Annotated in this window: 22 protein-coding genes; 6 read left to right on the top strand and 16 right to left on the bottom strand. The window is 59.5% G+C overall.

All coding sequences use genetic code 11. From position 1 onward, the window contains the following. On the bottom strand, positions 1 to 1488 hold the full coding sequence (locus ACQY1K_RS22495) for an ABC transporter substrate-binding protein (protein WP_430259624.1): 1488 nt from the start codon (positions 1486 to 1488) through the stop codon (positions 1 to 3). 208 nt (positions 1489 to 1696) lie between these two features. Between ACQY1K_RS22495 and ACQY1K_RS22500 the strand changes: the two genes are divergently transcribed. Beyond that, positions 1697 to 2347, top strand: coding sequence for an FCD domain-containing protein (locus ACQY1K_RS22500; RefSeq protein WP_430259626.1), 651 nt, complete (start codon positions 1697 to 1699; stop codon positions 2345 to 2347). 2 nt (positions 2348 to 2349) lie between these two features. Then, positions 2350 to 4635, top strand: a complete 2286-nt coding sequence (locus ACQY1K_RS22505; protein WP_430259628.1) for a molybdopterin guanine dinucleotide-containing S/N-oxide reductase — start codon at positions 2350 to 2352, stop codon at positions 4633 to 4635. A gap of 384 nt (positions 4636 to 5019) precedes the next feature. Here the strand turns inward: ACQY1K_RS22505 and apnL are convergent, their stop codons facing one another. From apnL to oiaX, 9 genes are all read right to left on the bottom strand, one after another. Beyond that, complete coding sequence (gene apnL / locus ACQY1K_RS22510; protein WP_430260633.1) at positions 5020 to 6888, bottom strand: D-apionate lactonase; 1869 nt, start codon at positions 6886 to 6888, stop codon at positions 5020 to 5022. A gap of 2 nt (positions 6889 to 6890) precedes the next feature. Continuing rightward, positions 6891 to 7928 (bottom strand): Gfo/Idh/MocA family protein, encoded by a 1038-nt coding sequence (locus ACQY1K_RS22515; protein WP_430259630.1) that lies wholly within the window; start codon positions 7926 to 7928, stop codon positions 6891 to 6893. Between the two features lie 2 nt (positions 7929 to 7930). Continuing rightward, the gene (locus ACQY1K_RS22520) at positions 7931 to 8995 is read right to left on the bottom strand and encodes an ABC transporter permease (RefSeq protein ID WP_062577300.1); all 1065 of its coding nucleotides are present in this window, start codon (positions 8993 to 8995) and stop codon (positions 7931 to 7933) included. Next, entirely contained in the window at positions 8992 to 10545 is a 1554-nt protein-coding gene (locus ACQY1K_RS22525; protein WP_430252365.1) for a sugar ABC transporter ATP-binding protein, read from the bottom strand. The genes ACQY1K_RS22520 and ACQY1K_RS22525 overlap by 4 nt, the downstream gene beginning before the upstream one ends. Next, positions 10542 to 11192 carry a DUF2291 family protein gene (locus ACQY1K_RS22530; RefSeq protein WP_430259633.1) on the bottom strand — a complete coding sequence of 217 codons (651 nt, stop codon included), beginning with the start codon at positions 11190 to 11192 and terminating at the stop codon, positions 10542 to 10544. Before ACQY1K_RS22530 ends, ACQY1K_RS22525 begins: the two co-directional genes overlap by 4 nt. A gap of 73 nt (positions 11193 to 11265) precedes the next feature. Further along, a complete protein-coding gene (locus tag ACQY1K_RS22535; protein ID WP_062577305.1) occupies positions 11266 to 12207 on the bottom strand; it encodes a D-ribose ABC transporter substrate-binding protein in 942 nt (313 codons plus the stop codon). Positions 12208 to 12278: 71 nt separating this feature from the next. Then, the gene (locus tag ACQY1K_RS22540; RefSeq protein WP_430259635.1) at positions 12279 to 13106 is read right to left on the bottom strand and encodes a phosphogluconate dehydrogenase C-terminal domain-containing protein; all 828 of its coding nucleotides are present in this window, start codon (positions 13104 to 13106) and stop codon (positions 12279 to 12281) included. 141 nt (positions 13107 to 13247) lie between these two features. After that, entirely contained in the window at positions 13248 to 14585 is a 1338-nt protein-coding gene (locus tag ACQY1K_RS22545; protein WP_062577308.1) for a four-carbon acid sugar kinase family protein, read from the bottom strand. Between the two features lie 5 nt (positions 14586 to 14590). After that, positions 14591 to 15850 carry a 3-oxo-isoapionate-4-phosphate decarboxylase OiaX gene (oiaX, locus tag ACQY1K_RS22550; RefSeq protein WP_062577310.1) on the bottom strand — a complete coding sequence of 420 codons (1260 nt, stop codon included), beginning with the start codon at positions 15848 to 15850 and terminating at the stop codon, positions 14591 to 14593. A gap of 183 nt (positions 15851 to 16033) precedes the next feature. Between oiaX and ACQY1K_RS22555 the strand changes: the two genes are divergently transcribed. Then, on the top strand, positions 16034 to 16738 hold the full coding sequence (locus ACQY1K_RS22555) for a transcriptional regulator NanR (protein ID WP_430260635.1): 705 nt from the start codon (positions 16034 to 16036) through the stop codon (positions 16736 to 16738). A gap of 182 nt (positions 16739 to 16920) precedes the next feature. Here ACQY1K_RS22555 and ACQY1K_RS22560 read toward each other — a convergent pair whose 3' ends face one another. The 6 genes from ACQY1K_RS22560 to ACQY1K_RS22585 are packed head-to-tail and all read right to left on the bottom strand — an operon-like array spanning position 16921 to position 23820. Further along, positions 16921 to 18519, bottom strand: a complete 1599-nt coding sequence (locus tag ACQY1K_RS22560; RefSeq protein WP_430259638.1) for a glycoside hydrolase family 43 protein — start codon at positions 18517 to 18519, stop codon at positions 16921 to 16923. Between the two features lie 44 nt (positions 18520 to 18563). After that, the gene (locus ACQY1K_RS22565) at positions 18564 to 19379 is read right to left on the bottom strand and encodes an ABC transporter ATP-binding protein (RefSeq protein WP_430260637.1); all 816 of its coding nucleotides are present in this window, start codon (positions 19377 to 19379) and stop codon (positions 18564 to 18566) included. A 7-nt stretch (positions 19380 to 19386) separates the two neighbouring features. Next, complete coding sequence (locus tag ACQY1K_RS22570; protein WP_062577318.1) at positions 19387 to 20235, bottom strand: ABC transporter ATP-binding protein; 849 nt, start codon at positions 20233 to 20235, stop codon at positions 19387 to 19389. Next, positions 20228 to 21142, bottom strand: a complete 915-nt coding sequence (locus ACQY1K_RS22575) for an ABC transporter permease (protein ID WP_430259640.1) — start codon at positions 21140 to 21142, stop codon at positions 20228 to 20230. Before ACQY1K_RS22575 ends, ACQY1K_RS22570 begins: the two co-directional genes overlap by 8 nt. Before the next feature lie 4 nt (positions 21143 to 21146). After that, complete coding sequence (locus ACQY1K_RS22580) at positions 21147 to 22205, bottom strand: ABC transporter permease (RefSeq protein ID WP_062577322.1); 1059 nt, start codon at positions 22203 to 22205, stop codon at positions 21147 to 21149. Between the two features lie 22 nt (positions 22206 to 22227). Then, positions 22228 to 23820, bottom strand: coding sequence for an ABC transporter substrate-binding protein (locus ACQY1K_RS22585; protein ID WP_430259642.1), 1593 nt, complete (start codon positions 23818 to 23820; stop codon positions 22228 to 22230). A gap of 114 nt (positions 23821 to 23934) precedes the next feature. Between ACQY1K_RS22585 and ACQY1K_RS22590 the strand changes: the two genes are divergently transcribed. The 3 genes from ACQY1K_RS22590 to ACQY1K_RS22600 are packed head-to-tail and all read left to right on the top strand — an operon-like array spanning position 23935 to position 26717. Next, entirely contained in the window at positions 23935 to 24654 is a 720-nt protein-coding gene (locus ACQY1K_RS22590; protein ID WP_430259644.1) for a GntR family transcriptional regulator, read from the top strand. Beyond that, complete coding sequence (locus ACQY1K_RS22595) at positions 24647 to 25564, top strand: dihydrodipicolinate synthase family protein (RefSeq protein WP_062577531.1); 918 nt, start codon at positions 24647 to 24649, stop codon at positions 25562 to 25564. The genes ACQY1K_RS22590 and ACQY1K_RS22595 overlap by 8 nt, the downstream gene beginning before the upstream one ends. Before the next feature lie 13 nt (positions 25565 to 25577). Then, entirely contained in the window at positions 25578 to 26717 is a 1140-nt protein-coding gene (locus ACQY1K_RS22600; protein ID WP_430259646.1) for a mandelate racemase/muconate lactonizing enzyme family protein, read from the top strand. The last annotated feature ends 166 nt before the right edge of the window (positions 26718 to 26883 follow it).

A 26883-nucleotide genomic window follows, 5' to 3' on the forward strand; every position in this document is an offset into this window, starting at 1 on the left:
TTACTTTGTCTTGATGTCGAAGATCGGGATGCGCGCGTCGGGACGGCCTTCGAAGGCGATCTTCTTGCTTTTCCCATAGATGCTGTCTTCCTGATAGAGCGGGATCAGCGGAACCTGCTCGGCTGACAGTGTCTGGATCTTCTCGAGCACCACCTTGCGGGCGGCCGGATCGACGATGCTGCGGCTTTCGTCAAGCAGCTTGTCGAGTTCGGGGATCGAAGCGGTCGAGTAGGGCTCGCCGGTCTTCATGATCGCGTAAACGGCGGCGTCCGCATCCAGCGTCTGGGTCGAGCCCCAGCCGAGCATGAAGATCGGGCCCTTGCGCGGTACCTGCTGGGTGTAGACCGACCAGTCGAGCACTTCCTGCTCGATCTTGACACCGATATCGCCGAACTGCTGGGCGATTGCCTGGGCGACCTCGCCATCCTTCATGTAGCGGGTGGTCGACTGCATCTTGATGGTAAAGCCGTTCGGATAACCGGCTTCCGCCAGCAGCGCCTTGGCCTTGGCCGGATCGAACTTGGTCACCGGGATGTCGAGGTAGCCGAAATCGGCCGGGCCGACCTGGGTGCCCTTGGCGGTGGCCATGCCCTGCAGGATGTTCTTCACGATCGACGGACGGTCGATTGCCATGTCGAGTGCCTGGCGGACCTTGACGTTGTCGAGCGGCTTCTGGTTCATCACCAGGCCGAGATAGATGGTCAGGCCTCCGTTCTTGACCGGAACGAGGTCGGCATCCGGGCTGGAGGCGATCATCGGCGCGAGATCAACCGGCACGTTCTCGATCAGATCGACTTCGCCGGTGACCAGTGCGGTCAGACGCGCGGTGCCATCGGGAATGGCGCGCCAGGTGACCTTGTCGATCGACGGCGCACCGCGCCAGTAATCCTTGTTGGCCTGCAGGATGACGTGCTGGTCCGGAATGAATTCGACGAACTTGTAGGGGCCTGTGCCGACAGGCTTGGTGGCAAACACGTTGTTGCCGACTTCGGTGACATATTTTGGCGGCACGATATAGGCGGGATAACGGCTCATACGGGTCGGCAGCAGCGGGTCGGCAGCCGAGGTTTTGATGCGCACGGTGTAAGGATCGACGACCGTGACGATGGCAATTGTGCGGATATAGGAGAGTGTCGGCGATTTGGCGGCCGGGTCGAGAACACGATCGATCGTGAACTTGACGGCGTCGGCGTTGAAATCTTCACCATTGTGGAACTTCACGCCCTTGCGCAGTTTGAATTCCCATGTGGTATCGTCGATCGCGGTCCAGGATTCGGCCAGCCCTGGAACAAGCTTCATATCCTTGTCGCGCATCACCAGCGTGTCGAAAATGTTGTCTACGATGGTGGCGCTTTCGCGCAGGAACCCAGGGTCCATGGCGGTGGTGGAGGCCGAACGGGCGACCGTGATATCAGTCGCTCTCGCGGAGACGGCGGCCAAGGGCAGCAGTATCGCGGTAGCAAGGGCAAGGGCAGCAAATTTCTTCATGAGGCTCGCACTTTCTCCTGGCGCTTGAGCCCTTTGCTTGCAACGTTGCGACGCACCAAAGGACTATGAATGCAGGAACGATATATGATATATTCTTGCTGCACAAGATATGTGCGTGTCGGGAGACATGGTAAAAAACCGGGCATTTTCTTAAAAGGAGTCTATTTTGAGTATAAATTTGTTTAGCGCTGCTCCGCGCAAGAGCCTGGTGGCCCACGTCGAGGATGAGTTACGTGCAGCGCTGATCGAGGGTCGCCTGGAGCCAGGCACCCGTCTAGTTACCAGGGATCTGGCGGATTCCCTGGGCATGAGCATTACCCCGGTCCGTGAAGCACTGGTGCGGTTTGCCTCGTCGGGCGTGTTGACTGCCGAACCGGCGCAATCGTTTCGCGTGCCGACCTTGAGCGTCGCACAATATTTGGAAATCGCCGAAATCCGCAAGGCCGTGGAGGGGCTGGCGGCATCGAAGGCGGCCGCGTTGATCCGACCGGAGGCCATTGCCCGGATGGAGGCGTTGCTGGCTGACTATCTGGCGGCCAAGAACTCTGCCGATCCGCATCTCGCCCTGCAAAAGAACAAGGAATTTCGCTTCGGGATGTATGCCGCAGCCGAAATGCCGACGCTGCTCGGGGTGATCGAGACGTTATGGCTGAAGGCTGGTCCCGGCTTCAATTATCTTTATCCGGAAGAAAAGAGTGTCATGTCCGAGCATCACAATTACGAAGAGCTCTTGCAGGCACTGCGCACGCGGGCGCCGGATAAGGCGCGTGCGGCGATCGAGCATGCGATCGACGATGGCGCCGCCCGCGTGGTCCATGCCTTGCAATCGCGTGACGCGCAGATCCTGGCGGTCAAGTAGCCATGCGCAAGTCAAAAACCTATACAGCGGCCCATTGGGGCATCTACGAAGTCAACAGCGATCAGGGCTATCCGGTCATCACGGCGCTCAGCGCCGATCCCGATCCCTCGGAGATCGGGCTGCACATGGCCACGCCGTCGCTCCGGCAGGTGCGCATCGCCCGCCCGGCCATCCGCAAGAGCTGGCTCGAAGGCGGCCCCGGTACGAACCCGCATCTGCGCGGCCGCGAACCCTTCGTAGAAGTCGAATGGGATGTCGCGCTGGATCTCGTCGCCAAGGATCTCGACAGGATCGTCAAGAACCATGGCAATCAGGCGATTTTCGGCGGCTCCTATGGCTGGGCCAGCGCCGGCCGGTTTCATCACGCGCAAAGTCAGGTGCACCGGTTTCTCAACCTGATCGGAGGCTATGTCAGCCATGTCGACAACTACAGTCTCGGCGCCGGACGGGTGATCCTGCCGCACGTGGTCGCTTCGACGGAAATCCTGCTCGATCAGCATACCTCCTGGGAAGTGATGGCCGAACACACCGAACTGTTCGTCACCTTCGGCGGAGTTCCGGTGAAAAATGCGCAGATGTCAGCGGGTGGAGCCGGCCGCCATCGGGTGACGCCGGGCATGCAGGCAATGCAGGCGCGGGGAGCAAACTTCGTCAATATCAGCCCGGTATCGGACAACATGCCAGTCGAGGCCGAGTGGCTGGCGATCCGTCCGAATACCGACGTGGCGCTGATGCTGGGCATCGCCCATACGCTGATCGCCGAAAACCTGGCCGACCGAACCTTCCTCGCCAGCCATTGCGTCGGATTCGACCGGTTCGAAGCCTATGTGGTCGGCGCATCGGACGGTGTCGCGAAAACACCCGAATGGGCCACAGGGATTACCGGCGTCGTGGCGGATCGAATCCCCGAACTGGCCCGCCAGATGGCAGGGGCGCGGACGATGTTGAACATGTCCTGGTCGCTGCAGCGCGCCGTCCACGGTGAACAGCCGTTCTGGATGCTCGTGACGCTGGCCGCCATGCTCGGCCAGATCGGCCTGCCGGGCGGTGGCTTTGGCGTCGGCTACGGGGCGCTAAATTCGGTTGGCCATGCCAATGTGAAATTCAAGGCCGGCGCTTTTCCGCAAGGTAACAATCCGTGCCCAGCCTTCATCCCTGTGGCCCGTATCGCCGACCTGCTGACCCGGCCCGGCGAGACCTTTACCTACAACGGCGTGACCCACAGCTATCCGGATATCAAGGCGGTCTACTGGGCCGGCGGCAACCCGTTCCATCACCACCAGGACCTCAACCGGCTGCTCAAAGCCTGGGAAGGACCGGAGACGATCATCGTCAACGAGCCCTACTGGACGGCGACGGCCAAGCTGGCGGACATCGTGCTGCCGGTGACGACGCCGCTGGAACGCAATGATATCGGCGCCTCCGGCGGTGAGGATTTTATCGTGGCGATGAAAAAAGTGTCAGAACCCTTTGCCGAGGCGCGCGACGATTTCTCGATTTTCTGCGAACTCGGCAAGCGCATGAATGTCAATTTCGACGATGGGCTGGACGAGAACGGCTGGCTGAGGCGTCTCTACGGCGTCACCCGCACCAACGCGGCCGAGAAGGGCATCGACATGCCCGATTTCGAGCGCTTCTGGGAGGAGGGCCTGTTCGACCTGCAGCCGATGGCAAAGCCGATGATCATGCTGGAACAGTTCCGCAACGACGTGGCGGCCTTTCCGGTGCCCACCCCGTCCGGCAGGATCGAGATCTTTTCCGAAACGCTGGCCGGATTCGATCTCGATGATTGCCCGGCCCACCCGACCTGGATGCCGCCGCCGGAATGGCTTAGCAGTGTCGATAGCCCCGCGGGCAGCCTGCACCTGATTTCCGACCAGCCGACCCGCCGCCTGCACAGCCAGCTGGATGCCAGTCCGCATAGCAAGGCCGGAAAAGTCAACGGCCGTGAGCCGGTCGACATTCACCCACTCGATGCCGCAGACCGTGGTGTCGCCCAGGACGATCTTGTCGAAATTTTCAACGCTCGCGGCCGCTGCCTGTCGTCGGCCCGTCTGACCGACGCGGTGATGAGGGGCGTCGTGCGGCTGTCTACCGGCGCTTGGTTCGACCCGGATTGGTCGACTGGCGTTGAAAAGCACGGCAACCCGAATGCCGTGACACTGGACCAGGGCGCGTCGTCATTGTCACAGGGATGCAGCGCGCAGACTTGCATGGTCGAAATCCGCAGACTGACAGGCAACGCGCCCCCCGTCACAGCCTTCATTATCCCTGTCGATCGGAATTGAATTCTGTGTGACTTTAAAGCACTTTCGACGGTCATAAAGGTTGTAACGTCGCTCGCCCATCTAGTTCGGACGCTCGTATCACGTGCCTTGAAACTTCAACCAGAAGGTAATTGTTGAGGCGCTGATGGCCACCTCGCGTTCCGGGTTAAAGATCGGCAATGCATTCGCTACTCCGCTAAGTTCCATAAATTAACTTGCCTCAGCAGCGATTTCTTTGGCTCAGGTTACATGCGTTTAGCGAACCGAAGGCACCGGTCGCTGGTTCGAATCCCTTCAAGGCGCACGCCACCTATCCTATATCTCAGACCAACTTTTCCGACGCTTCCTTAGCCGCTGCTCCGCTGACAGCGAAACTACGGAAACGATGCTGAATTCTGTCTGCAATCAGACCCTTGCGATCTGCTCGGTCGAGAAGGGTGCAAGGATCAGCACTCCTGCCCGACAGTGATCGCTGCCAGCCCATTCCGTCAGATCTACGGTTACCGGTTCCGCGGTAATGTTGATCAACCAGATTGACGACGTTTCGCTAACCTGCGCTTCAAAGCATAGAAGGCGCGTCGGGTCGGACGAGATGCATTGCTTCCAGGTTCGACCGGCCAATCCGGCAAGCGCGTGTACGATGCGCAATAGCGGACGTGCTTCACCTTCCGGTGTCGGCTCGTTCCTGCCTGCGACCAGCCCGAAAGGTCCCGTCAACGCCGAGAGGGTCAAGCATTCCAGCCCGGCATCGAGGGTCCCGCTCGCATAGGCCATGGCAAAGGCCGCCGCAAAAAATCCGTTGTGACGGGGATCGGTACTGGCCATGGCGATGCGTCTGTCGCCCGGATTGTCCAACGTCCGGCTACCGTAGGGGTTTTGGCGCATGGGTATCGTCGAAGGGCCGATACGGTAGGGCTTGTCGCCGTAGATCTCGCGCACGGATCGTGTGATGAAAGGCAGGGCTTCCAGGGTCTGCATTACGCTCAGATCATCGGCCGCATGGACGATGGGGTTGGTGCAGTGGCTGATGAAGTCGAGATTGTCGGCCGGCACGCGCTTGCGGTTCAGTTCGGTAAAGTAGCTCAGCATTCCGCCCCCAAGCCTGATGCCCGGAAAAGCATTGCGCGCCGCCGCATAAACCTCTTCCAGGGGTGGACATTCCGGCCAGGTGCTGCCGGGTGGCGTCGATTGCCGATCCACGTCGGGCGAGATGACAACCGCGTTGGGTCGAAACCTGGCCGATTGCATCCATTCGGCGATCTCGACGGTCTCGTCCGTGAGTGGCTGCTGGCAGGCGAGTGCAATTTCAAGGGTGATCGTGCCGGTATGCAGCCTGGAAATGGCGGCAAAATCGATAAAGCAGTCCGCGTTGTGTCCCGCTAGCGGATCGAAATGAAAGAGCAGTTCCTGGGGTGCGACCTGTGCCAGAAGGGCCGCCTGCCGCAGTGTGGATTTTGCCTCTTCGGGGGTGATGATCAGGCCGATTTTCGGGAATGTGCCTGTCTTCGATCCGTGGGTGATGACGACGCTGGCAGCCGAAGACTTCTTCACTGGCGCAGATGCGGAAGGGCGATGGTCTCTGACGGTGAGCGTTACCGCCTGCGCCACTGTTTGCGATGGCTCGATTGTGTAAGGCCAGGGCAGCGCCAGGGGGCGAACATAGGTCTTGTAGGACGCATCCGACCAGTTGCGCTGATCCTCCATCTCGAACGTGTCACCATCCATCCTGCATTCGGCCACGACGCCGGGCAGGACCGTATGGGTGATTGCCCGCATGTTCTGGAAGGGTTGCCAGGGTTCTATCAGATCAGGCAGGCAGGTTTCTTCGGACCGGCCGTCGACATACGCAACGGTCACCGGCGATCCTGCCAGACCCACGATCGGATGCAGGATGCAAAATCCGCAGCGATTGGTCTCGAAACCGGTCGATGACAATGCATCGGCAGAAAATGTCAAACTGCCTGAAGCGTCGCCAGAAATCGACACACGAACCGTCAGTTCGGTTCCGGCCGGACCCGCGTAGCAAGCGGAGTACGCGACCGTGAAGACACCATCCCGCGGCAGGATGTCGAGATCCGTCAGGTCCGGGTTGTACGTTCCCCAGTCGCGATCCCGCACAAGGTAGGAAATGGCGCGAAGCACCTCCACGCCGTCATACGTGATGCTGCGCAGATTGCCGTTTGAGAGATCCACGGAAAGCTTACCGGCAGTCAGCCGGACCGGCGGCGTCTCACGGGCATGGGTGCCGTAAAGCGCGAAATGATCCGGCGCGATACTCATCGCAGGAGCGCCTCGATGTTCAGAGTTTGGCCGCTCGCCGCGCTGGCATAGGCGGCTTCCACCAAGGCGAAGGTCTTCAGGTTATCGGCGCCCGACGTGGACGTTTCGGTGCCGGCCTTGAGCCGATCCGTCCAGTGCTGCTGGATGGCAAACACGCTTTCCTGGATGTTGTGCCAAGGCCGGGATGCCCAGGGTAAAAGGCTCGGAGATACGTCCGAGATTTCGGTGCCGCCGGGGCTTGTGACCTCCATGCGATAACCTTGCGAAAGCCGTAGGCTGCCGTGGGTACCGTCGAGTTCGATCAGCGTTTCCGGGAAAGGCTCGGTCGAGAGTTTGCTGGCATAACTGACATCGACGATCGATGTGGCGCCGTTTTCATGGTCCAGCAGGATCGTTGCCACATCCTCGCCCCTGATCGCCGGATTGACGCGGCGGGTGCGCGCCGAAAGAGCGCCGACATCGCCAAGAATGTAGCGGGCGATGTCGAGCGTGTGGATGCCGAGATCCTCGATAATGAAACGTTTCCCTTCAGCCAGATATGGCTGCCCGGAGAACACGTCGTAGCCGGATCGGAATGAAAACCGGCCCCAGAAGGGCTCGCCGATCGTCCCTGAATCAAGCACCCGGCGCACAGCCTGGATCGGCGTCTGCCAGCGAAAGTTTTCGTGCACCATCAGGGGAGTACCGGCCTGCTTGCAAATTTCGACCATGGCCTTGGCGTCGGTGAGAGTTTTTGCGAACGGTTTCTGGCAGATGGCGGGTATCCCGTGCGCAGCGGCCATCTCGACCAGAAGCCGGTGGCTCTGCACCGTCGTGGCGATGTCGACGAAATCGAAGCCGCCATCAGCAAACAGCGCGGCCGCATCGCTGTAGCGGTGCTCGATGCCGAACTGGTCGCCCACGATTTCCAGGCGGGCCGGATCGCGGTCGCAGATCGCCACGATATCGGCACCGGTCACGTCCCGCCAGGCATGCATCTGGTTGACTGCGAAGAAGCCGCAGCCGATCAGGGCGCCACGTAGCTGATCCGTCATGCTCAACCTGCCTTTGCCATCTGCATCAGTGTGACGCGCTGCTGGAGGCGACGCTGCGCCTGGTCGACAATTACGGCGATGATGATCACAAGACCCTTGATCACCATCTGCCAGAACGACGAAACGCCCATCATCACCAACCCGTCGGAAAGGATGCCGATGACGAAAGCGCCGATGATGGTGCCGCCGATCGTGCCGCGACCGCCGGACATCGATGTGCCGCCCAGAACCGCAGCCGCGATCGCATTCAGCTCGAAACTTTCGCCGGTAGCCGGATGTGCTGCCATCAGCTCCGAAGAGATGATCAGACCGACGATGGCTGCGCAGAGGCCAGAGAACATGTAGACGAAGATTTTGACCACATCGACGCGGATGCCCGACATGCGGGCCGCGCGCTCGTTGCCGCCGACCGCGAAGATGTGCCGCCCGATCGGTGTCGAACGCGCGATGTATGCGGCAATCAGGGCCAGAACGACGAGCATCCAGATCGATACCGGCAAGCCAAGAATTCGGCCGGCGCCCAAAAACTCAAAACCGGTCGTTGCAAACTCCGGGCGACCGACGAGGTTCGGAAATGTCTGGCCGTCGGAGGAAAGCAGCGCCATGCCGCGAGCGATGTAAAGCGTTCCGAGGGTCGCGATGAAAGGGGCGACATTGAGCTTGGTGATCAGCAACCCGTTGATCAGGCCGATGAAAAGGCCGACCAGCACCGTGATGATAACGATCTCGTAGATGTTGAAGTAGATCGTGTAGCCGATCGGCAGGACGACGCCGTTGAGTATCAGGGCGCCGGCGACCATGCCGCACAAGCCCACGATCGACCCGACCGACAGGTCGATGCCGCCGGTGATGATCACGAACGTCATACCCATCGCCAGGAAGGCGTTGAGCGCGACGTGCTTCGACATCAGGATCATGTTGGCCGTCGAGGTGAAGTTCGGTGCGAAAATCGAGAAGAAGATGATCACTGCAAAAAGCGCAATGAATGTTCTCAGCTTCATCAGGGTCAGGAGCCAGGAACCATTCGATCGCGTCGCGGGGATTGCGGTGGAGGTGTCTGCAGTCATGACGCGTGGTCCCTTTTTTGTGTATGCCCCTTGGCCGAAGCCGCGACGATGGCTTCTTCCGTGACCCCATGGCGGTCGAAAACGGCAACAAGCTTACCGTTGCTCAGCACCGCGATCCGGTCGGAAAGCGCCATGACCTCCTCGAGATCCGAGGTCGAAAACAGGATCGCAAGGCCGCTGCCGGCCAGCCGGCGCATGGTTCGAAATACGTCGGCTTTGGCGCCGACATCGATACCCCGGCTCGGTTCGTCCATCAGCAGCACTTTTGGATACGTCATCAATGCCTTGCCGATCACCACTTTCTGCTGGTTGCCGCCCGACATTGAGGTGACTTCGAAGTCAGGATTTGGCGCCTTGATTGACAGATCCTGAATGATCGCCTTGATCGCCCGTTTTTCTGCGCTTTCAACGACGTGAAATACCCGGACGAACCGTCGAAGGCTGGCCAGCGTAAGGTTGCTGGCAATGGACAAGACCGGCACCAGGCCTTCTCGCTGGCGGTCTTCCGGGATAAGCGCAAGTCCGCGCCTTATACGCCGCGTCGTGTCGCGTTCGCGGACCTCCCGGCCGTTGATGAAGATCTTGCCGGTGGCGTGCCGATGCCGGCCCATCACGCATTCGAAAAATTCGCTGCGGCCGGCGCCCATCAGTCCGTAGATGCCGAGTATCTCGCCCGCACGGACCGACAGCGTCACATCATCGACCGCAAGCCCGCCGGTGCGGCGCGCGAGGCTGATGCCTTCGGCCCGGAATGCCTCATCGCCGATGGTGGGATCGACCGCGCGGGCAAAATCCTTCGCGTCCGAGCCGATCATTGAACGCACGATCCATTTCGTGTCGATGTCCTTGACCATCGCCTGGCCGGTGATCTGGCCGTCGCGCAGGACGGTGATGTAGTCGCCGATCCGCATCAGTTCTTCCAGCCGGTGCGAGATGTAGACGATGGCAACGCCCTGTGCCTTCAGTTCGTTGATGACCTTGAACAGGATCTCGACTTCGGCCGCCGAGAGCGCCGACGTCGGTTCGTCCATGATCAGGATGCGGGCGTTGAGGGACATCGCCTTGGCGATCTCGACCAGTTGCTGCTGACCGATCGGCAGATCCTCGACCATGGTCTCTGCACTGATGCCGGCATCGAGCCGCTTGAGAAAGCCGTTGGCTTTCGCGACCTGCTCCGCGTGGTCGATGCCACGCAGACCGCGGGTAATTTCGCGCGTCGCAAAGATATTCTCGGCAACGCTCATATTGGAAAACAGATTGAGTTCCTGGAATATCATGCCGATGCCGTGGGCCTGGGCTTCGGCGGGACTGCTGAAGAACACCGGCTCGCCGTCAAGGATGATACGGCCCAGCGTCGGGCGCTCGACGCCGGCGATGATCTTCATCAATGTCGATTTGCCGGCTCCGTTTTCGCCGACCAGAACATTGACCGCGCCGCGCCGCAGTTCGAGATTTGCGCGCTTGACGGCGACGATGCCGGAATAGACCTTTGATACATCGTCGAGGCGCAGGATCACCTCCGGGTTGTGTTCGATGCCGGTCGCCGTCATTCGGGTTGACCCAGGTTCAGCGCGGACGGCGTAATCAGCGGCAACTGTCCTAATGCGGGCAGGGGAAAAGCGCCCACGACGGAGATGTTCCGGCCCGTCAGACCGTCGCGCGGAACTTTTGCTAGGAAATCGGTGGCGATCTTCTCGTTGAATGCCTTGCCGAATTGCGCCCATTCGATCTGGTTCTTAAATTCATTGAAATTGACGAACTCCAGGGCGTCGCGCAGCGCCGTTCCCCGGATGGCAGGACCGATCTGAACCTTGGCGTTCGCCTTGCCATCGCCATCGGTGTCGACGTCGAGGGTAGCGGCGCGTGACTGGGTGTCGGCGGCAACCACCTTGCCCGTAAACTTGACGGCATAGGTCCAGGGGGCGCTCGCCTGCTTGCGCGGGTTGCCGTACTTCTGGCCGGCTTCGTCCGGTCGTGATGCTGCAAGGTCGGTGACCTCACGGATATCAGCTGCACGGCCCTGCAGAAACGTAACTGCCTGTGATTGCCAGACTGCGTCCACCTTGGCTGCCGGATCGAATGCGGTTTTCGCCGCCTCTGCGGCCTTTTCTTCGGCGGTCGGCGTTTTTATAATCTTGCACGCAGGCAGCGTTGCCGCGAGCACGGCGACGATCACAACGCCTCTCATCCTCAGCATCGAATGCACTCCACTTCGCTGGAAGAATTCGGAGAGCCCGCGGGGTGCGCGCTCTCCGGTTCTGGAACCCGGGTTATTTGCTCAGTGCAAAGGTCTCGAGCTTGGAGGCGTTGTCGGCATTGATGAGCACGCAGTCCATCAGCTGCTTTTCTTCCTTCGGCGCAGTCTTGTTCTTGATGTAGGCATCGGCCTGCTCGACAGCCATCTGGGCCTGAGCATAGGCAGGCTGCAGAACGGTGGCCTTGATGCCGCCCGCCTTGATCGAGTCACGCACATCGTTCGAACCGTCAAAGCCGACGACGATCACGTCCTTGCGGCCGGCGGCCTGCAGCGCGGCGATGGCGCCCATCGCCATGGTGTCGTTGCCGGAGATCACGCCCTTGATATCAGGGTTGGCCTGCAGGATGGTCTCCATCTTCGCATAGGCTTCCGTCTGGCTCCAGTTGGCGGACTGCTTGGCGACGTTCTTCAGCTCCGGATAGTCGCCGATGACGTCGTTATAGCCCTGCGAGCGGATGCCGGCATTGGTGTCGGATTCCTTGCCGACCAGTTCGACATAATTGCCCTTTTCGCCCATCAGCTTGACGAATTCCTGGGCACCGAGCTGGGCGCCCTGGTAGTTGTTGGAGACGATCTGCGCAACGGCGACGCCGGTGGCATTGATCTCGCGGTCGATCAGGAACGACGGAATGCCCGCGTCCTTGGCTTTCTTGAGAGCAGCCACAGTTGCATCGGCACCGGCATTGTCGAGAATGATGGCCTTGGCGCCGCGGCCGATCGCCGTGTCGATCATCTGCGACTGCTTGTTGGCGTCGTCGTCGTGGGTCATGACTAAAGCTTCGTATCCAAGCTCCTTCGCCTTGGCTTCGGCACCGACGGCCTCGGCCTTGAAGAACGGATTGTCATGTGCCGGTGTGATGATGGCGATCAGATCCGCTGAAAAGGCAGGCATCGCTGCGCCCATGGTCAGCAAGCCTGCAAAAACGGTCACAGTCAGTCTACGTGTCAATTTCATGGTTTCCTCCCGGTTAAAAAAGGCCCCGTCTCCCTCGGGGCTGCTAGTTGAAGGGCAAAGCCCTCGGCGGATCAAGTAATACGCTGAATGCTGTCGGCGATTTCCTTAGGCTCGAACACCCGTTTCCAATCGTCGCGCATCAGCGCCGGGATGCCGAACTCGATCGCCTTGTTGCAGGCGTCAGAGAACACTCCATCAACCTCCTTGAAGATCACGGCGCCCAGGACGTTCATGTGGCCGAGCAGGAAGTCGCGAGCGGCTTCCTCGGGAACACCCCTTGCGACACATTCGTCCATCGCCTGGCGCATGACGACCAGAAGCGAGGCGCAGACCGTTTCGGAAAGACCTGGCTCCAGCATCGCCATCTGCTCGACAGTTACCCTGTGCGAGCGCATGACCGGCGCCCAAATCAGCTTGGCTATCTCTTCACCCACTCCATAGGCACTATCAGGCCCCTGCATCAGCGCCGAGACTATGTGCTGCTTGGCAAAGACGCCGCCGAAATGATCCTTTTTCGCTCGCATGTCCGTCTCGTCGTTGAAGATCGGCGGGTGGCAGGGATGCGTGACGAAATAGATCAGGTCGTCGCGCTTGGGCAAGTGACCGGCGAAAGGCGCTGCCGCATCGAGCGCCACTACCATAGTGTCGGGCTTTAACTTATCGGAAATCGATGCTGCAACCTTGCCGATTGCGGTGTCTGGCACTGCCAGGATCACGACATCGGCGCCATCAAGCGCGCGGTCAGCCGGCACGCAGGACAAGCCGAGCTCGTTTTCTAGCTTAGCCTTTCCGGCATCGCTCACTTCCACGTGGCGAACGTCGTAACGTGAACCTTTGAGGTTTTTAGCGAGCCGGTATCCCATCTTCCCGCCCGCGCCGAACAGAGCAATTGCAGTCATGTTTCCTCACCACCTTAGTTTTAGGTGGTTTACGCTAACTGGTATGATGAGTCAATGAGTATGTTATGATGTTTCTGTGAGGCGGCGCTGTCATATCTCTGGCTCGTCATATGTCAATCAGCATTGATCCAGGCGCCATTACTAGCTGCTTCTCCCATCCCGGATCTGTGCAAAGTAGCTATCCGTCCCGACTTGGCCGCCCTTGAGCGCGATCTGCAGGCCGTTTGTTGGGCGGTAGTTGCCGTGTGCGGTGCAAAGGGGGGAGCCCGGGGTTTGGGGAAGGGGCAGGAGTGTTGTCAGCGCTTCGATGCGCAACTCTAGGAGCGCATGGCTCGACGTATCTCCGCCGGCGATCACAGCGCGCTTTAGGCCCTCTTGTTCGACCAGCCGGCGGAGGATGACGCCAAGGCTTCTGCCGAGGCAGTGGCGGGCGCCAGGAACGCGATCGATCTCCCCGCCGCGATCAGCAGAGGGACCAAGCGCGGTATTCAGCACGACGCTTCTGCCAGCGCTCAAGCTGCTGATCCCGCGCGCGACTGCTGATTCAACGACACGGTCACCTTCTTCGCCCAGCAGGGCGAGCGGATCGACTCCCACGGTATCGAAACCTTCCGACGCAGCGGTCCGGATCTGCCTCTCGGTGGTCGGCGACACGCTTCCCGATACGACCGCAATTCTGTCGACCGGGCCGGGCGAGGGGAACTCGGTCTTTTCGCCGATCACGCCTTCGTTTCTCCATGCGTTAATCACCGCGTATTCGACACCGGACGAGCCTGCGACGAAAAGCCCGTCAGTCGCCGCTTTCTGCCGCAGCAATTGCCGGCCGGCCGCAAGCTGTGTTGCGTCGCCTTCGACATCCAGAATGCAGATGCTCGGTGCTTCATATCTTTGTGCATCGACAAGCGCATCCGACCCGGCGGCTGTCAGTGTTGCGAGGTCGGCGAGACCGATCGGAAGGCTGGTTTGCTTGCCGAGATGCAAGGTAAGGTCTGCCTCATCCATCGGCGTGACCGGATGCCGGCTCATCACGGGATGGCGGTCGATCCGGTAGACCTTGCCCTGATAGGCGGCAAACAGGTGCCCGAAGGCGGTGTAACGTTTGAGCTGGGGGGCGCCGACCACGACCGGAACACAGGGCTGGTTGAACAGGCGTTTGCCGATCTCTATCGCCTTGCCGATATTGCCAATTGTCGGGCTTGAATCGAAGGTCGAGCAGACCTTGTAGTGGCAGATCTCGGCGTGTTGGTTCTGCAGCCAAGCGAGTGCCGGCGTAAGATGCGCTTCCATCCATTCCGGCGTCTCGCTTCGGCTGGAGCCGGCAATGCCGAGCGCCCGGCAATCCTTGAACCGCTCCAACATGTCACCGTCGGGCCTGCCCAGGAACAGCACGGTTGCGATCCCGTTCGATGCGAGCGCCTCCATGACGTCGGTGGAGCCGGTAAAATCGTCGCCGTAAAAGCTGAGGAGAAGCCGGGACATGAGCTTCAAGCCCCCTTACCGTCGGAGAACTTGGCAATCGAAGCGGCAAGTTCGGGATGGTCTGCGGCATAGATCTCGATCGGTATATTGGACACCGCTGCCTGCCACGCCTGCTGTACCGCCCGGACACCTGCGGCAGGTCCCCCCGGATGGCTGACGATACCGCCGCCGCAGAGATAAAGCAGATCCGTGGTGCGGCCGGTCCGGTTATAGGTGTCGGCTGCCTGCCCGCCCCATTGTCCGGAGCCGGCCACGGGAAGCGGGCAATCGGAGGCGTCGAAGAGCGGCGTGCTCAGCGCCTCGAACGACGCAACGAAACTTTCGTCCGGTTCCCAGTATTTGACGCGGATCCCGTTGATCTGGAACTGGTCGACGCCGATCAGACGCCAGAACTGCTGCCAGACCTTGAAATCCATCCCGGCGCCCGGGTCGCGTGTCAAAATGTCCCATCCGTTGCGATGCGCGTGGAGGACAAGTTCTGATCGCTTGCGCAGAAACGTTATGCCGCCGAGCCCGATCGAGTTGATGTTGACGACCGCGCAGTTGCCGCCTGCCTTCAGAACCAGATCGTGATTGCGCATCATCTGGTCGGGGTCGGCATGCGAGATGCCGAATGCGTACATGACTTTCTTGCCGGTTTTCTGCTCGTGGTCGAGGATCAGGGGCATAATGGCGGCAACGCGCTGCTCGAGCGATGAATAAGCCGGGCTCATCAGCTTCTCGTCGTCCTTGATGAAATCGACGCCGGATTGTACCAGTTCGTCGACCAATTCAGCGGTTTCGTGCGGCCTCAGACCGAGCGCAGGCTTGACGATGGTTCCGATGATCGGGCGACCCCGGACGCCCGTAAGGCGACGGCTGCCGGCAATGCCAAATTGCGGGCCGGGATGCGCTTCACCGAAAGCCGCAGGCAACTTCATGTCGATGACGCGGATCCCGGTCATGCCCTTGATCGAGTAGACCCCGCCAATCGCAATCGTCATCAGCGCCGAAAGATCGGTTCCGATCGCATCGAGCGGAAACTCGATGTCCACATCAGCGCGAGACAGCGGGGGATGGGTTTTTCCGACCTCCGGCCAGGTCGGCGTCTCGGCGTTTTCCAACGGGCGGACCGCGACGACGCGGGCAGCGACCCTTGACTTCAACTCCTCCGTCTCGCCCGGTAAGGGTACGAAGGTGCCCGTCGACTGATCGCTGGCGATCTTGGAGGCCATGGCTTCGGGACTGCCGGGGGTCTCGATACGGTATGTCAGTGTGATCGTCATTGAACTCGGTTGCTCCTCTCGCCAGCCACTCAGGGCTTGGCGCCAACTGCAAAAGTGGTATAATGAGTATTCCATTCGCAGGAAAGAGGAATTTCGGTGTGGAGCTTTGATTTCCAGCGGGCAGGACTTGTTGAAATTGTCTAAAACGGCACGAGGAACAAAGTTGTGAGCCAGCGTGACGCCATGAACCAACCAGACGAACAGATTGTTCGTCGGAAGCTTTCGGACGAAGTTTTCGACAGACTGGAACGAATGATCACTCTTGGAGAACTGAACCCGGGTGACGAAATGCCGTCAGAGCGGGTGCTAATGGAGCGGTTCGGCGTGGGACGCCCAGCAATCCGCGAGGCGATGCAGTCGCTTGCTAATATGGGCCTCGTTAGCATTTCGCACGGCGAACGCGCCAAGGTGTTGCAACTGACCGCCAGATCGATCTTCAGACAGGTCGACCTCACTGCCAAGATCATGCTGCAGCGATCATCCGACAGTCTCGAGTATCTGAAGAGCACCCGGATATTCTTCGAGCGCGGCATGGCACGCGAGGCCGCCGCGCGAATCGGGCCGCAGGACATAAATGATCTGCGCGACATCATCCAACATCAACGCCGATCCCTCGGAAACGCGGAGGAGTTCATTGCGGCGGATATGCAGTTTCACACGCGCATTGCTCAGATCACCGGAAACCCGATCTTCGTTGCCGTCAGCGAAGCAATGCTGGCATGGCTGAAGACCTATTACACGGACATGCTCATCTGGACCGGCAAGGAGAAATTCACGCTCGTCGAGCATGAGGAGATCCTCGACCGACTGGCCGCAAAGGATGTCGACGGTGCCGATGCGGCGGTCCTCAAGCACCTCGAACGGTCTAGGGCTTTGTACACACGGTAGCAAGGCCATAGAGGGACGGGTGTTCTGACAGCAGGTCGACGGGTATCGTAAGCAAAATCACTATTTCCATCAGTAGACTATTCGATCCGTAGGTCCGTGCGAAGGGGTCCGGCGTACGAGTACGCGGCGTCTTCTGCAACGAAGGTTTAGCCAGTCACCTGCGAGGTAGCGGTTCGTCTCGTTCAAAGCGTATAACAGCCAGACGAATATGTGAAATATGAGAAATCTGCGCACATAGCTTGTCCGCTGGTGTCATTAGCCGACATTCCAACAAACGCACCGGTGAAATTGGCGTGTTCCCCTTCGCCGCTTTCGTCGGAGAGCGCGGAATGATCGAGCACTGGTCCAATCCGCAGCCAAGCATCATCTTTCCAGTAAAGGAACCGTGCAACGGCTCCCCTGACTTCGATCCTCATTTTCACAGGCCCGGGGGGCACGGCAACAGCGTCCTCCAGAGCGAGCGTCGTTTTGCCTTCGGGCCACGCGCCATCGCAATAAAGGAGCTGAAGCGACCGCCCCACTTTTTCGTCATGGGTCAGGCAAAGGTAGTAGTAGGCGAAACTATTGTAGTAGGTGATCAGCCCTGCCATCTGGTGGTAGCTTTCCGGATCGGCATCAACTTCAGTTTCGGCATCGTAATCGAAATGCGTTTGTCGCCGCGCAACAAGCGACTGCTCATACCAAGACCCGACGGATTCCCGCCCGATCAGCCGTAGATGGCCCGGTCGCGCCGCAAGAGAAAACAGCCTGTCAGGATTAGGGGTTCGCAACCACTGGAACGGGTCAGCAAGGCCGGTCTGTGGATCGAACGTGTAACGTTCCGTCTCGGACAACGAAATTTGCTGCGCGCCGCCGGGCATCGAAACTGTTTCCTGCGGAACGAAGGGCTCGCCTTGTAGCCGCAACCAGCCATCGTCACCCCATGCGCATTTCTGTATCGCGGTCTCCCGCCCCAGCACCGAACGGCCGATACCGGGAAGCCGGCGGCTGCAAAGATGAACGAGATAAATTTCGCCGTCCGGTGTTTCCACCAGATCGCCGTGACCCGCCCGCTGGAGGTTGGCGTCCGGATGAAACCGGCTGGTGACGACATGGGTGGCCGGGTGAAGCACATAAGGACCGAAAATGTCCGTCGAGCGCGCCATCGTCACGGCATGCCGCATACCGGTGCCGCCTTCGGCGACCAGAAGATGGTACCACCCGTCGCGCCGGTACAAGTGTGGGCCTTCGGCAAGGCCATGTGGCGAGCCGGCGAATATATTGGTGATCGGACCGATCAGCCCACCCTGGTCATGGTTGTATTCCTGCAGGACGATGCCGCCGAACCTCGACGGGCGCGCCCGGTAATCCCAGGTCAGGTTCAACAGCCATTTGCGGCCATCGTCGTCATGGAACAGTGAGGGGTCGAAGCCGGAGGAATTCAGATAGGTGGGGGCAGACCATGGACCGTCGATGGTATCCGACGTCACCAAATAGTTATGGCAGTCCTTGAACGAGCCTCTCTTGCGCTTGACGTCTGTGTAGATCAACCAGAAACGGCCTTCGGCGTGGGTCAGGCACGGCGCCCACACTCCACAGGAATCCGGTGTACCACGGAGATCCAGCTGCTCGGCTCGGTCGAGCGGTCTTTTCACAAGGCGCCAGTCCCGCAAATCCCGGGAATGAAAGATCTGGACGCCGGGATACCATTCGAATGTCGAGACAGCGATGTAATAGTCGTCTCCGACTCGGCAGATGGACGGATCCGGATGGAAGCCGGGAAGAATGGGGTTCTGGATCACGGTCTCACTCCACTAGGTCATGCTGTATTCGGGGCTCGTGACAATCAGGCGGTGACGCCGGTCACGCCAACGGGGCCAGCGGAGAAACCGGTAGCGACGTCTCGCTTTCTGGGTCGGGCGACATAGCCACGGCTGCCATCCATAAGCGTGCGGGTGTAAGCGTGCTGAACCGTATTTTCTAGCAACTGCTGCCTTGTAGCGATCTCGACAAAACCGCCGCTTTGCATCACCGCAACCCGGTCGCACAGATGTGCGACGACTGCGAGGTCGTGGCTGACCAGGATATAGGTGAGGTTTTCACGCTCCCTCAGATCCTTGAGCAAGTTGAGGATTTCCGCCTGGATCGAGACGTCGAGCGCGGAGGTCGGCTCGTCGAGAAGCAGGATCCGAGGCTCGAGGATCAAGGCGCGGGCAATCGCGACGCGCTGACGTTGCCCTCCTGATAGCTGGTGCGGATAACGATAGCGGAAGTTAAGCGGCAGGCCGACATCAGTCAGGACTTTCTCGATGCGTTCGTGGCGCTGGTCCTTGCCATGGATTTCCAGCGGCTCGAGCAAGGTGCGACCGATCGTGTGTCGTGGGTGGATCGAACCGAATGGATCCTGGAAAACCAGTTGTTGTTTGGCAAGCTGCCCACGGCTACGCTTCTGTGTGATCGTTTCGCCATCGATTTGAAGGGTCCCCGTCCATTGCTTGTTGCGCCCGGCGAGCGCACCAAGCACCGTGGATTTCCCGCAGCCGCTCTCGCCGACCAGTCCAAAAGCCTCGCCTTTCGCGACCTCGAAGGAAACGTCCTGGACGACCTGTACGAAGGTTTCACCGCTGCCATAGGAAACGGCGAGGTGATCGATCTTGATCATGGGCATATCAGTTCTCCAGCCAGGCGGGGTCGCGACGAAGCACTTCCAGCCTGTCGCGGGGATGGTCAAGACTCGGCAGGGCGTTGAGAAGACCGCGCGTATAAGGGTGCGTGGCCTGATGAAGGTCCGCGGCGGCGATCGTTTCCACAACGCGACCCGCATACATGATGATGACCCTGTCGCAGAAACTGCGAACGAGATTGAGGTCATGCGAAATGAAAATCAGACCTATGTTTCTCTCCGTCACGAGTTCATCAAGGATCGAAAGCACCTGCTGGCGGACAGTGACGTCCAGCGCCGAAGTCGGCTCATCCGCGATGATCAGCGAGGGGGAGGCGATCAGCATCATGGAGATCATAATGCGCTGTCCCATGCCGCCAGAGACTTCGTGCGGGTAGAGATCGAACACACGCTGCGGATCGCGTATCTGCACTCTTTCCAGCATGGTGAGAGTGCGGTCGCGGGCTTCCTTCTTAGAGGCTCGCTCATGCAGGATCACCGTTTCGGATATCTGCTCGCCGATGCTCATGACCGGATTGAGTGAATATTTAGGATCCTGAAGGATCATGGCGATGCGTCGACCGCGGATCGACTGCATCTCCTCTTCCGTGGCGCTGAGCAGATCGATGTCTTCAAATCGCATCCGATCCGCCTTGACCGCGGCATTCGGTGGCTGCAGTCGCATGATGGCGCGCCCGGTCGTGCTCTTGCCTGATCCGGATTCTCCGATGATGCCGATCTTCTCGCGACCAACGGTGAAAGAGACATGCTGTACAGCTCGGACTGCACCTGACAGCGATGGAAATTCGACCGACATGTTGTCGACCGTCAGGATGGTGTCTTTCGATTCATGCATTGCGGGGATCCATGATGTCACGCAGCCCGTCACCGAGCAGGTTGAAGGCAAGGCTGACGACGAGGATGGCGATCCCCGGAACAGTCGTTAGCCACCAGGCATCCAGCAGGTACTGCCGGCCGGATGCAGCCATCGAGCCCCATTCTGGCAGCGGTGGCTGCGCGCCGAGCCCGAGAAAGCCGAGGCCGGCGGCGGTGAGGATGATGCTCGACATGTTGAGCGTCAGGCGTACGATCACCGACGGTGCGCAAAGCGGCACGATATGACGCAGCAGGATGCGGCCCATACCAGCGCCCTGCAGTTCTGCCGCAACGACGAAGTCCGCTTGGCGAAATGTCAGTGTTTCGGCGCGGGTAAGACGGGCAATCGGCGGCCACACCGTCAATGCAATGGCGATCACTGCATTCTCAATACCAGGTCCCAGTGCTGCGGAGAATGCCAACGCGAGGACAAGACTTGGGAACGACAGGAAGATGTCGGTGATGCGCATCAAAACGACATCGACCCAACCGCCGAGATAACCAGCAGTCGCACCGATCACGAAGCCGATCGGGCCGACAATGATGGTGACGAGAATGGCGATGTAAAGCGTCGTACGACCGCCATAAACCAGCCGCGCGAAAACATCGCGCCCGAATTCGTCGGTGCCAAACCAGTGCGCGGCAGACGGAGACTGCAGTGCCTTCATGAAGTCCTGGGCGATGGGATCCTGAAGCGGGATGACAGGCGCCAGGGACGCCATGACGACCAGGAAGACTATGACAACGAAACCTGCCAGAGCAAGCGGATTGGCGACCAGGCTGAGCCAAGCGATATAGATGCTGTGCAAGCGTGCCTGGCTCGTGGAAGTGAATTCCTCACTGATCAGCCAGGTGTGAATGTCTGAGAACGTGCCTGATTTTGTCATGGGATCACCGGGTCCTCGGATCAATAAAGCGATAGGCGATGTCGGACAGGAAGTTGATGGCAATCGAGATCAAACCGATCAGGAAAACACTTCCGAGCACCGCATTCATGTCAGCGAAGAACAGGGCGGAGGTGAGGTATTGTCCAAGCCCTGGCCATGCGAACACTGTCTCAATCAGCACGGTGCCGTCGAGCAGGCCGCAATAGGCGAGGGCAACGACGGTAAGGAGCTGTACCCGGATGTTGCGGAACGCGTGCCGCCAGATGATCGGTCGTTTGCCAAGGCCTTTGGCGCGGGCGGTGAGGATGTATTCCTGGTGAAGCTGTTCCAGCATGAAGCTGCGTGTCATGCGGCTGAGATAGGCCATTGCCGCATACCCGAGGATCAGAGCCGGCGCGATAAGGTGGTGCAACGCACTCCAGAAGACATCCCAGTGTCCGCCCAGCAGGCTGTCGACGAGCACGGAATTTGTCCGCGCTTCGACGATCCCCTCGTTGTAGACATAGATCCGGCCGCCGGGCGGGATCACGCCGAGGTGCGCGTAAAACAGCAGGATGACAATCGTGCCGAGCCAGAAGATCGGCGTCGAGTATCCGAGCAGGCCGACGACACGGGCGATATGGTCCACCCACGTACCCTTGCGGACCGCGGCGATCACGCCGAGGGGGACGCCGAGACCGGCGCCGATCAGTGTCGCAAGGGTCGCCAGTTCCAGCGTGGCGGGAAACACCCGCGCAAGATCGTTGACCACGGGCTGCTTAGTGATATTCGACTGACCGAAATCAAGCTGCACGGCATTGCCGAGGTAATTTGCGAACTGCACGTAGATTGACCGGTCTAGGCCCATCTCCTTGTAGACGCGGTCATATGTCGCTTGGTCCGCCTGATCGCCGATCGCGGCGATGACAGGATCGGCAGGGACCATGCGTCCGACGACGAATGTGATGACCAGCAGACCGAGCATTGTTGTCATGATCACGACCGCCGAGGCGGCGACTTTCCGTGCTGCCTTGAGAAACGAATGGCTTGGAACGGGAGGGGCTGCGGTTTGGGAAATACTCATGGCACTATCCTTGGTTCGCACGTCATTCGCTTTTTGAAACGGTGTCCCAGCGTGTCAGCCAAGTCGGATGCCCAACATAGCCTTTCACTTCCGTGCGGACGGCTTTGGGATCGGTACGCTGGAACGACGTGACCAGAGCGGGCGAGGCGCGCATATAGGCTTCGTTGATCCGTCCATACAGTTCCTCGCGTTTCTCCGGATTGATCTCGTGAGCGGCCGCCATCACCAAATCCTGTATATCCTTGGGGACATCCCAGGCCGTGCGCCAGGCAACCAGCCCGGCAAGCTTAGCTGCATCGGAATTGTCGGCGTTCGTGGCATATGACTGAAGAACTGCATGCGGATCTGGAAGGCGATCACCAGTACGTGAAGAGAACAGCTCGAACTGACGGGAGCGGAACTTGCCGATCTGGTCGCCGATCTGCAAATCGAGTTTAATGCCGGCCTTGGCGGCATTGTTTTGCAACGAGATGCCGACTTCTGATTCCGGGGTGCCGGGTTGTGCGAAATAGACTTTCGAAAATCCATCAGGATAACCCGCTTCAGCAATTAGCTGTTTCGCTTTGTCGATGTCTAACTTGTACGGGTTGTCGCTCCGTGCGCCCGGGAGGCCAGCCGGAATGATCGACTGCTGTTTGGTGCCGTAATATTTCATCACGGTGCTGCTGAGCCCGTCGTAGTCGATAAGATAGCGGAAAGCCTCGCGAACTTTGGGCTTTGAGAGGATTTCATCTTTTTGGTTCAGTGCTAGATAGTAGAAGCCGAAACCGGGTACCTTCTGGACGGAGACCTTGCCATCGGCCTCGAGCCCTAAAAGGTCCGTTGAAGACAACCGCGTCGCGACGTCAACGTCGCCGGCATCGATCTGCAGCCGCTGGGCCGACGATTCCGGAATATGGCTCATGAACACGCGCCGCATCGCGGGCACGCCCTTCCAGTATTCCGGGACTGCATCGGCGATCAGAAGCTGATTGGAGCGCCAGGTCGTCAGGGAATACGGCCCGGATCCCGCGTCTCTGGTCTGAAGATAATTGCGCGCCCAGTCGCCGTTTTTCTCCCGGCTCGCCAGAAAGGCGCTGTCAACGATCGACGTCGAGAAGCTGGCCAGGGAGTAGAGAATGAGGTTCGGGTTCCAGACTTCGGGTGTCTGCAGTACAAGTGTATGATCATCCGTCGCTCGGATCAGAGTATCGACATTTTTGGCCGAGAACCCCCATTGGCGAAGGTCGGTAGAAGGTGCGAGCCCGAGATTTACAAGCCGGTGCAGAGACCACTCCACGTCCTTTGCAGTGAGGGGATTGCCAGAATGAAACCTCACGCCTTGACGGATTTTGAAAGTGAATGTCCTCCCATCCTCAGACACGGTCCAGCTCACGGCAAGTGAGGGTTTTGGCACTGTGACATTATCGGCAGGCAGCTCGATAAGCCGATCGTAAAGATTAGCGACGACCTCGGCTGCTTCGAGCTGGTTGATCTCGTGAGGATCGAGGCCGCGCATCGTCGTCATCATGATGGCGATGACCAATTGATCCGGCGGTGTTTTTGCGAATACGGGGGCGGAGCTGTATGCGAGGACCGCAGCACTCGCGATGGCAACGAAATTTAGCTTCGGCATGTTCTTCTCCCAAGGCTCCTCAACCTGGTTGTCCAAAATTTGCTATCGACAGGAATAACAAATCTGATATACCAGATCTCATATTAACGACAGCGCGTCAACGGAATTTGGAAAATGATCAGCAGCTTGGGCACGCCAGCGAGTGGAGCTGGATTTGAGAAAATTGACGCAAGCTTTAATGTGACCGTGCGGGATCATGTTCATCGGACGATGCGTGCAGCCATCCTGTCAGGGCGTTTCGCTACCGGCGAAAAAGTTAACGAGCGCAGCCTCGCCGAGCAGTTCGGCGTAAGCACGACGCCGATCAAGGAAGCCCTTCGTCAGCTGGAAACGGAAGGGCTGGTCGAGGCCCTGCCGCGGCGCGGTGTGATCATCCGGTTTGCGAGCAGCTGGGCGGAGGAGATGATCCTTGCGCGCGCTGCGCTGGAATCGATGATCGCCCGTCTGGCTGCGAAGCGGATTGAAAGGAAGGATGGTTCGGAACTGGTGGCAACCGCCAACCTGATGCGCGAGGCAACCACTTCGGGTGACGCCGATAGTCTGATTGCGCTCAATGAAGCCTTCCACGATCTCATCCATAGAAGCTCGCGGTGCAGCTATCTGGCTAAGTTGATCGAACGTCAGCAATTTTACGACGCCAGCATCCGTCGCGTTATTCACCTCGATCCGGCGGAGCGCCAGAAAGCGCTTGAGGAGCATGTGGCCATCGCCGACGCGATCGTTGCCGGAGATGCGGACATGGCGGAGCGCTCTATGCGCGACCACGTCGTACGTTCGGGCGAAACCTACCTGTCGATCGTATTCGGAAATCAGAAGGATAGTGAGCGTGACTGACAAACTACAGGCCGTAAGACGTGCCCTTTCCGGGATCTCAGGCGTTCCAGTGACGCCATACGGAAGCGACGGATCGATTGATGTTGAGAAGCTCGATCGGCTGATTAAGGGACTTGCCGCGGCAAAGGTCCACAATCTCATGGCGGCCGGCAATACCGGCGAGTTTTTCACGCTGACGATGGATGAGATCCGTCTCGTGCACGGTACGACGATCAAGGCTGCAGACGGCATGGCACTCGTCAGTGCGGCCGTTGGCCGGTCGCTAACCGATGCGAAGGCGCTGGCGCGCGACGCTATCGCCGAGGGCGCCGATGCGATCATGGGGCATCATCCCATGGACCCTTTCGCAGGACCGGCCTTCCAGGCAGCCTATTTTCTCGATCTGGCAGATTTCTGCACGGTCCCAGTTATCGCCTACGTGCGCAGCGACGGTTTCTCTGTAGACGATTTCCGCCGACTGGCGCTGCACCCCAACATTGCTGGCATCAAGTTCGCCTCCCCCAATCTGATGCTGTTGGCCGAGGTTATCCGCACCACCCATGATGCCCCGGCAATTTGGGTCTGCGGACTGGCGGAAGGCTGGGCGCCGGCATTTTACGCCATGGGCGCACGCGGCTTCACCTCGGGCCTCGTCAACGTCTTCCCCGAGCGCTCGCACGCCATCCACAAGGCGCTCGAGTCCGGCGATTATGCTACGGCGCGCAGCCTGATCGATGGAATTGCCCCATTCGAGTCGCTTCGCACAAAATACAACAACGGCGCCAACGTCACCGTCGTCAAGGAAGCGCTCGGCATGCTTGGAACGGATGTCGGGCCCGTGCGGATACCGGGTGTGGTCGAGTTGAACGCGTCCGAGCGCAAAATCCTTGGTGAGGTTGTGGACAGCATTCGCTCCGCAAAAGCTGCCTAAGGGAGGATCAGCAGTGCATATCACCGGCATCAAGACATACATGCAGCGCGTGGACGAGCGTCCCCGCCTGCTGCTCAAGATCGAGACCAGCGAAGGCATCAGCGGCTGGGGCGAATGCTACAATCACGGCCCGGACTGGTCGCTGCCGCCGCTTCTCGACTACCTGTTTCACCAGATCGAAGGCGAGGATCCGCGCCGGGTCGAATATCTCGTCCTCAAACTCAACCAGCAATGCCGATTTCCTCCCGGAGCCCTAGGCCTTGCCGCGATTTCCGCCATCGATCACGCATTGTGGGATATCGCCGGCAAGGCTGCTGGTCTGCCGGTCTACATGCTGCTGGGCGGCAGCGTCCGTGACCGCGTCCGCGTCTATTGCGGAGTCTACACGGCGCCGGATGCCGAGCATGCGCTTGACCAGACGCTCAAGCTCAACGAGGATTACGGTTACACGGCGTTCAAGCTCAGCCCGTACCGGCGCGATCTGCACACCGGGCGCTGGGGGGAACTGGTCAAGGAAACCGGCGACTGGTTCGGGCGAATCCGCGAAATCACGCCTTCGCATTTCGAATTTGCCTTCGACGCGCATGCCAAGATCTTTGAACCCTACAAGGCGGTTCAATTGGCGGCCGCGATTGCCCCGAACGACCCGCTTTTCTACGAAGAACCTATTCGCCCCGAGCACATCCCGGCATGGCGGGAATTGAAATCGAAGGTGAACGTTCCGCTCGCCACGGGCGAGTCTCTATACAACCGCTTTGAATTCCTATCGCTTTTGTCGGCTCAGGGCGCTGACATCATTCAACCGGACATCTGCGTTGTCGGTGGTATGTCGGAAATGCGGCGCATCGCAACGCTTGCGGAGGCGCACTATGTGACGGTCGCCCCCCACAACCCAATGGGTCCGCTAGCAACCGCCGTCAACATCCATTTCTGCGCCGCCCAGCCGAATTTTCAGATCCTCGAATTCAAGCCACATGTCTACGCGCCGTGGGCGCTTGATCCATACATGCCAGTCGATGGCCATATGGAGCTTCGCCCCGACCGTCCCGGATGGGGGATTGAGATCGACGAAAAGGCTCTGCGAACCGACGACTACGTCCACTGGCAGCGCAAGATCACACAAAAACCGGATGGCTCGACGGCCTATCCCTAAGCTTACGAGCAGTGATATCCAGTCGCTGCTTGTCGTCGACCAATCATAGGATACTTGCGTTATCATCTGTTTCGAACTCCGCGTCAGGCAGAAGAGGAGCTCGTCACTAGCACCGGCTCTTTCGCGACGTATCGAAGATCCAATATGAAGGCGCGAATGCGATATC

The organism is Neorhizobium sp. IRS_2294 (genome assembly GCF_050500145.1).
Lineage (GTDB): Bacteria > Pseudomonadota > Alphaproteobacteria > Rhizobiales > Rhizobiaceae > Neorhizobium > Neorhizobium soli.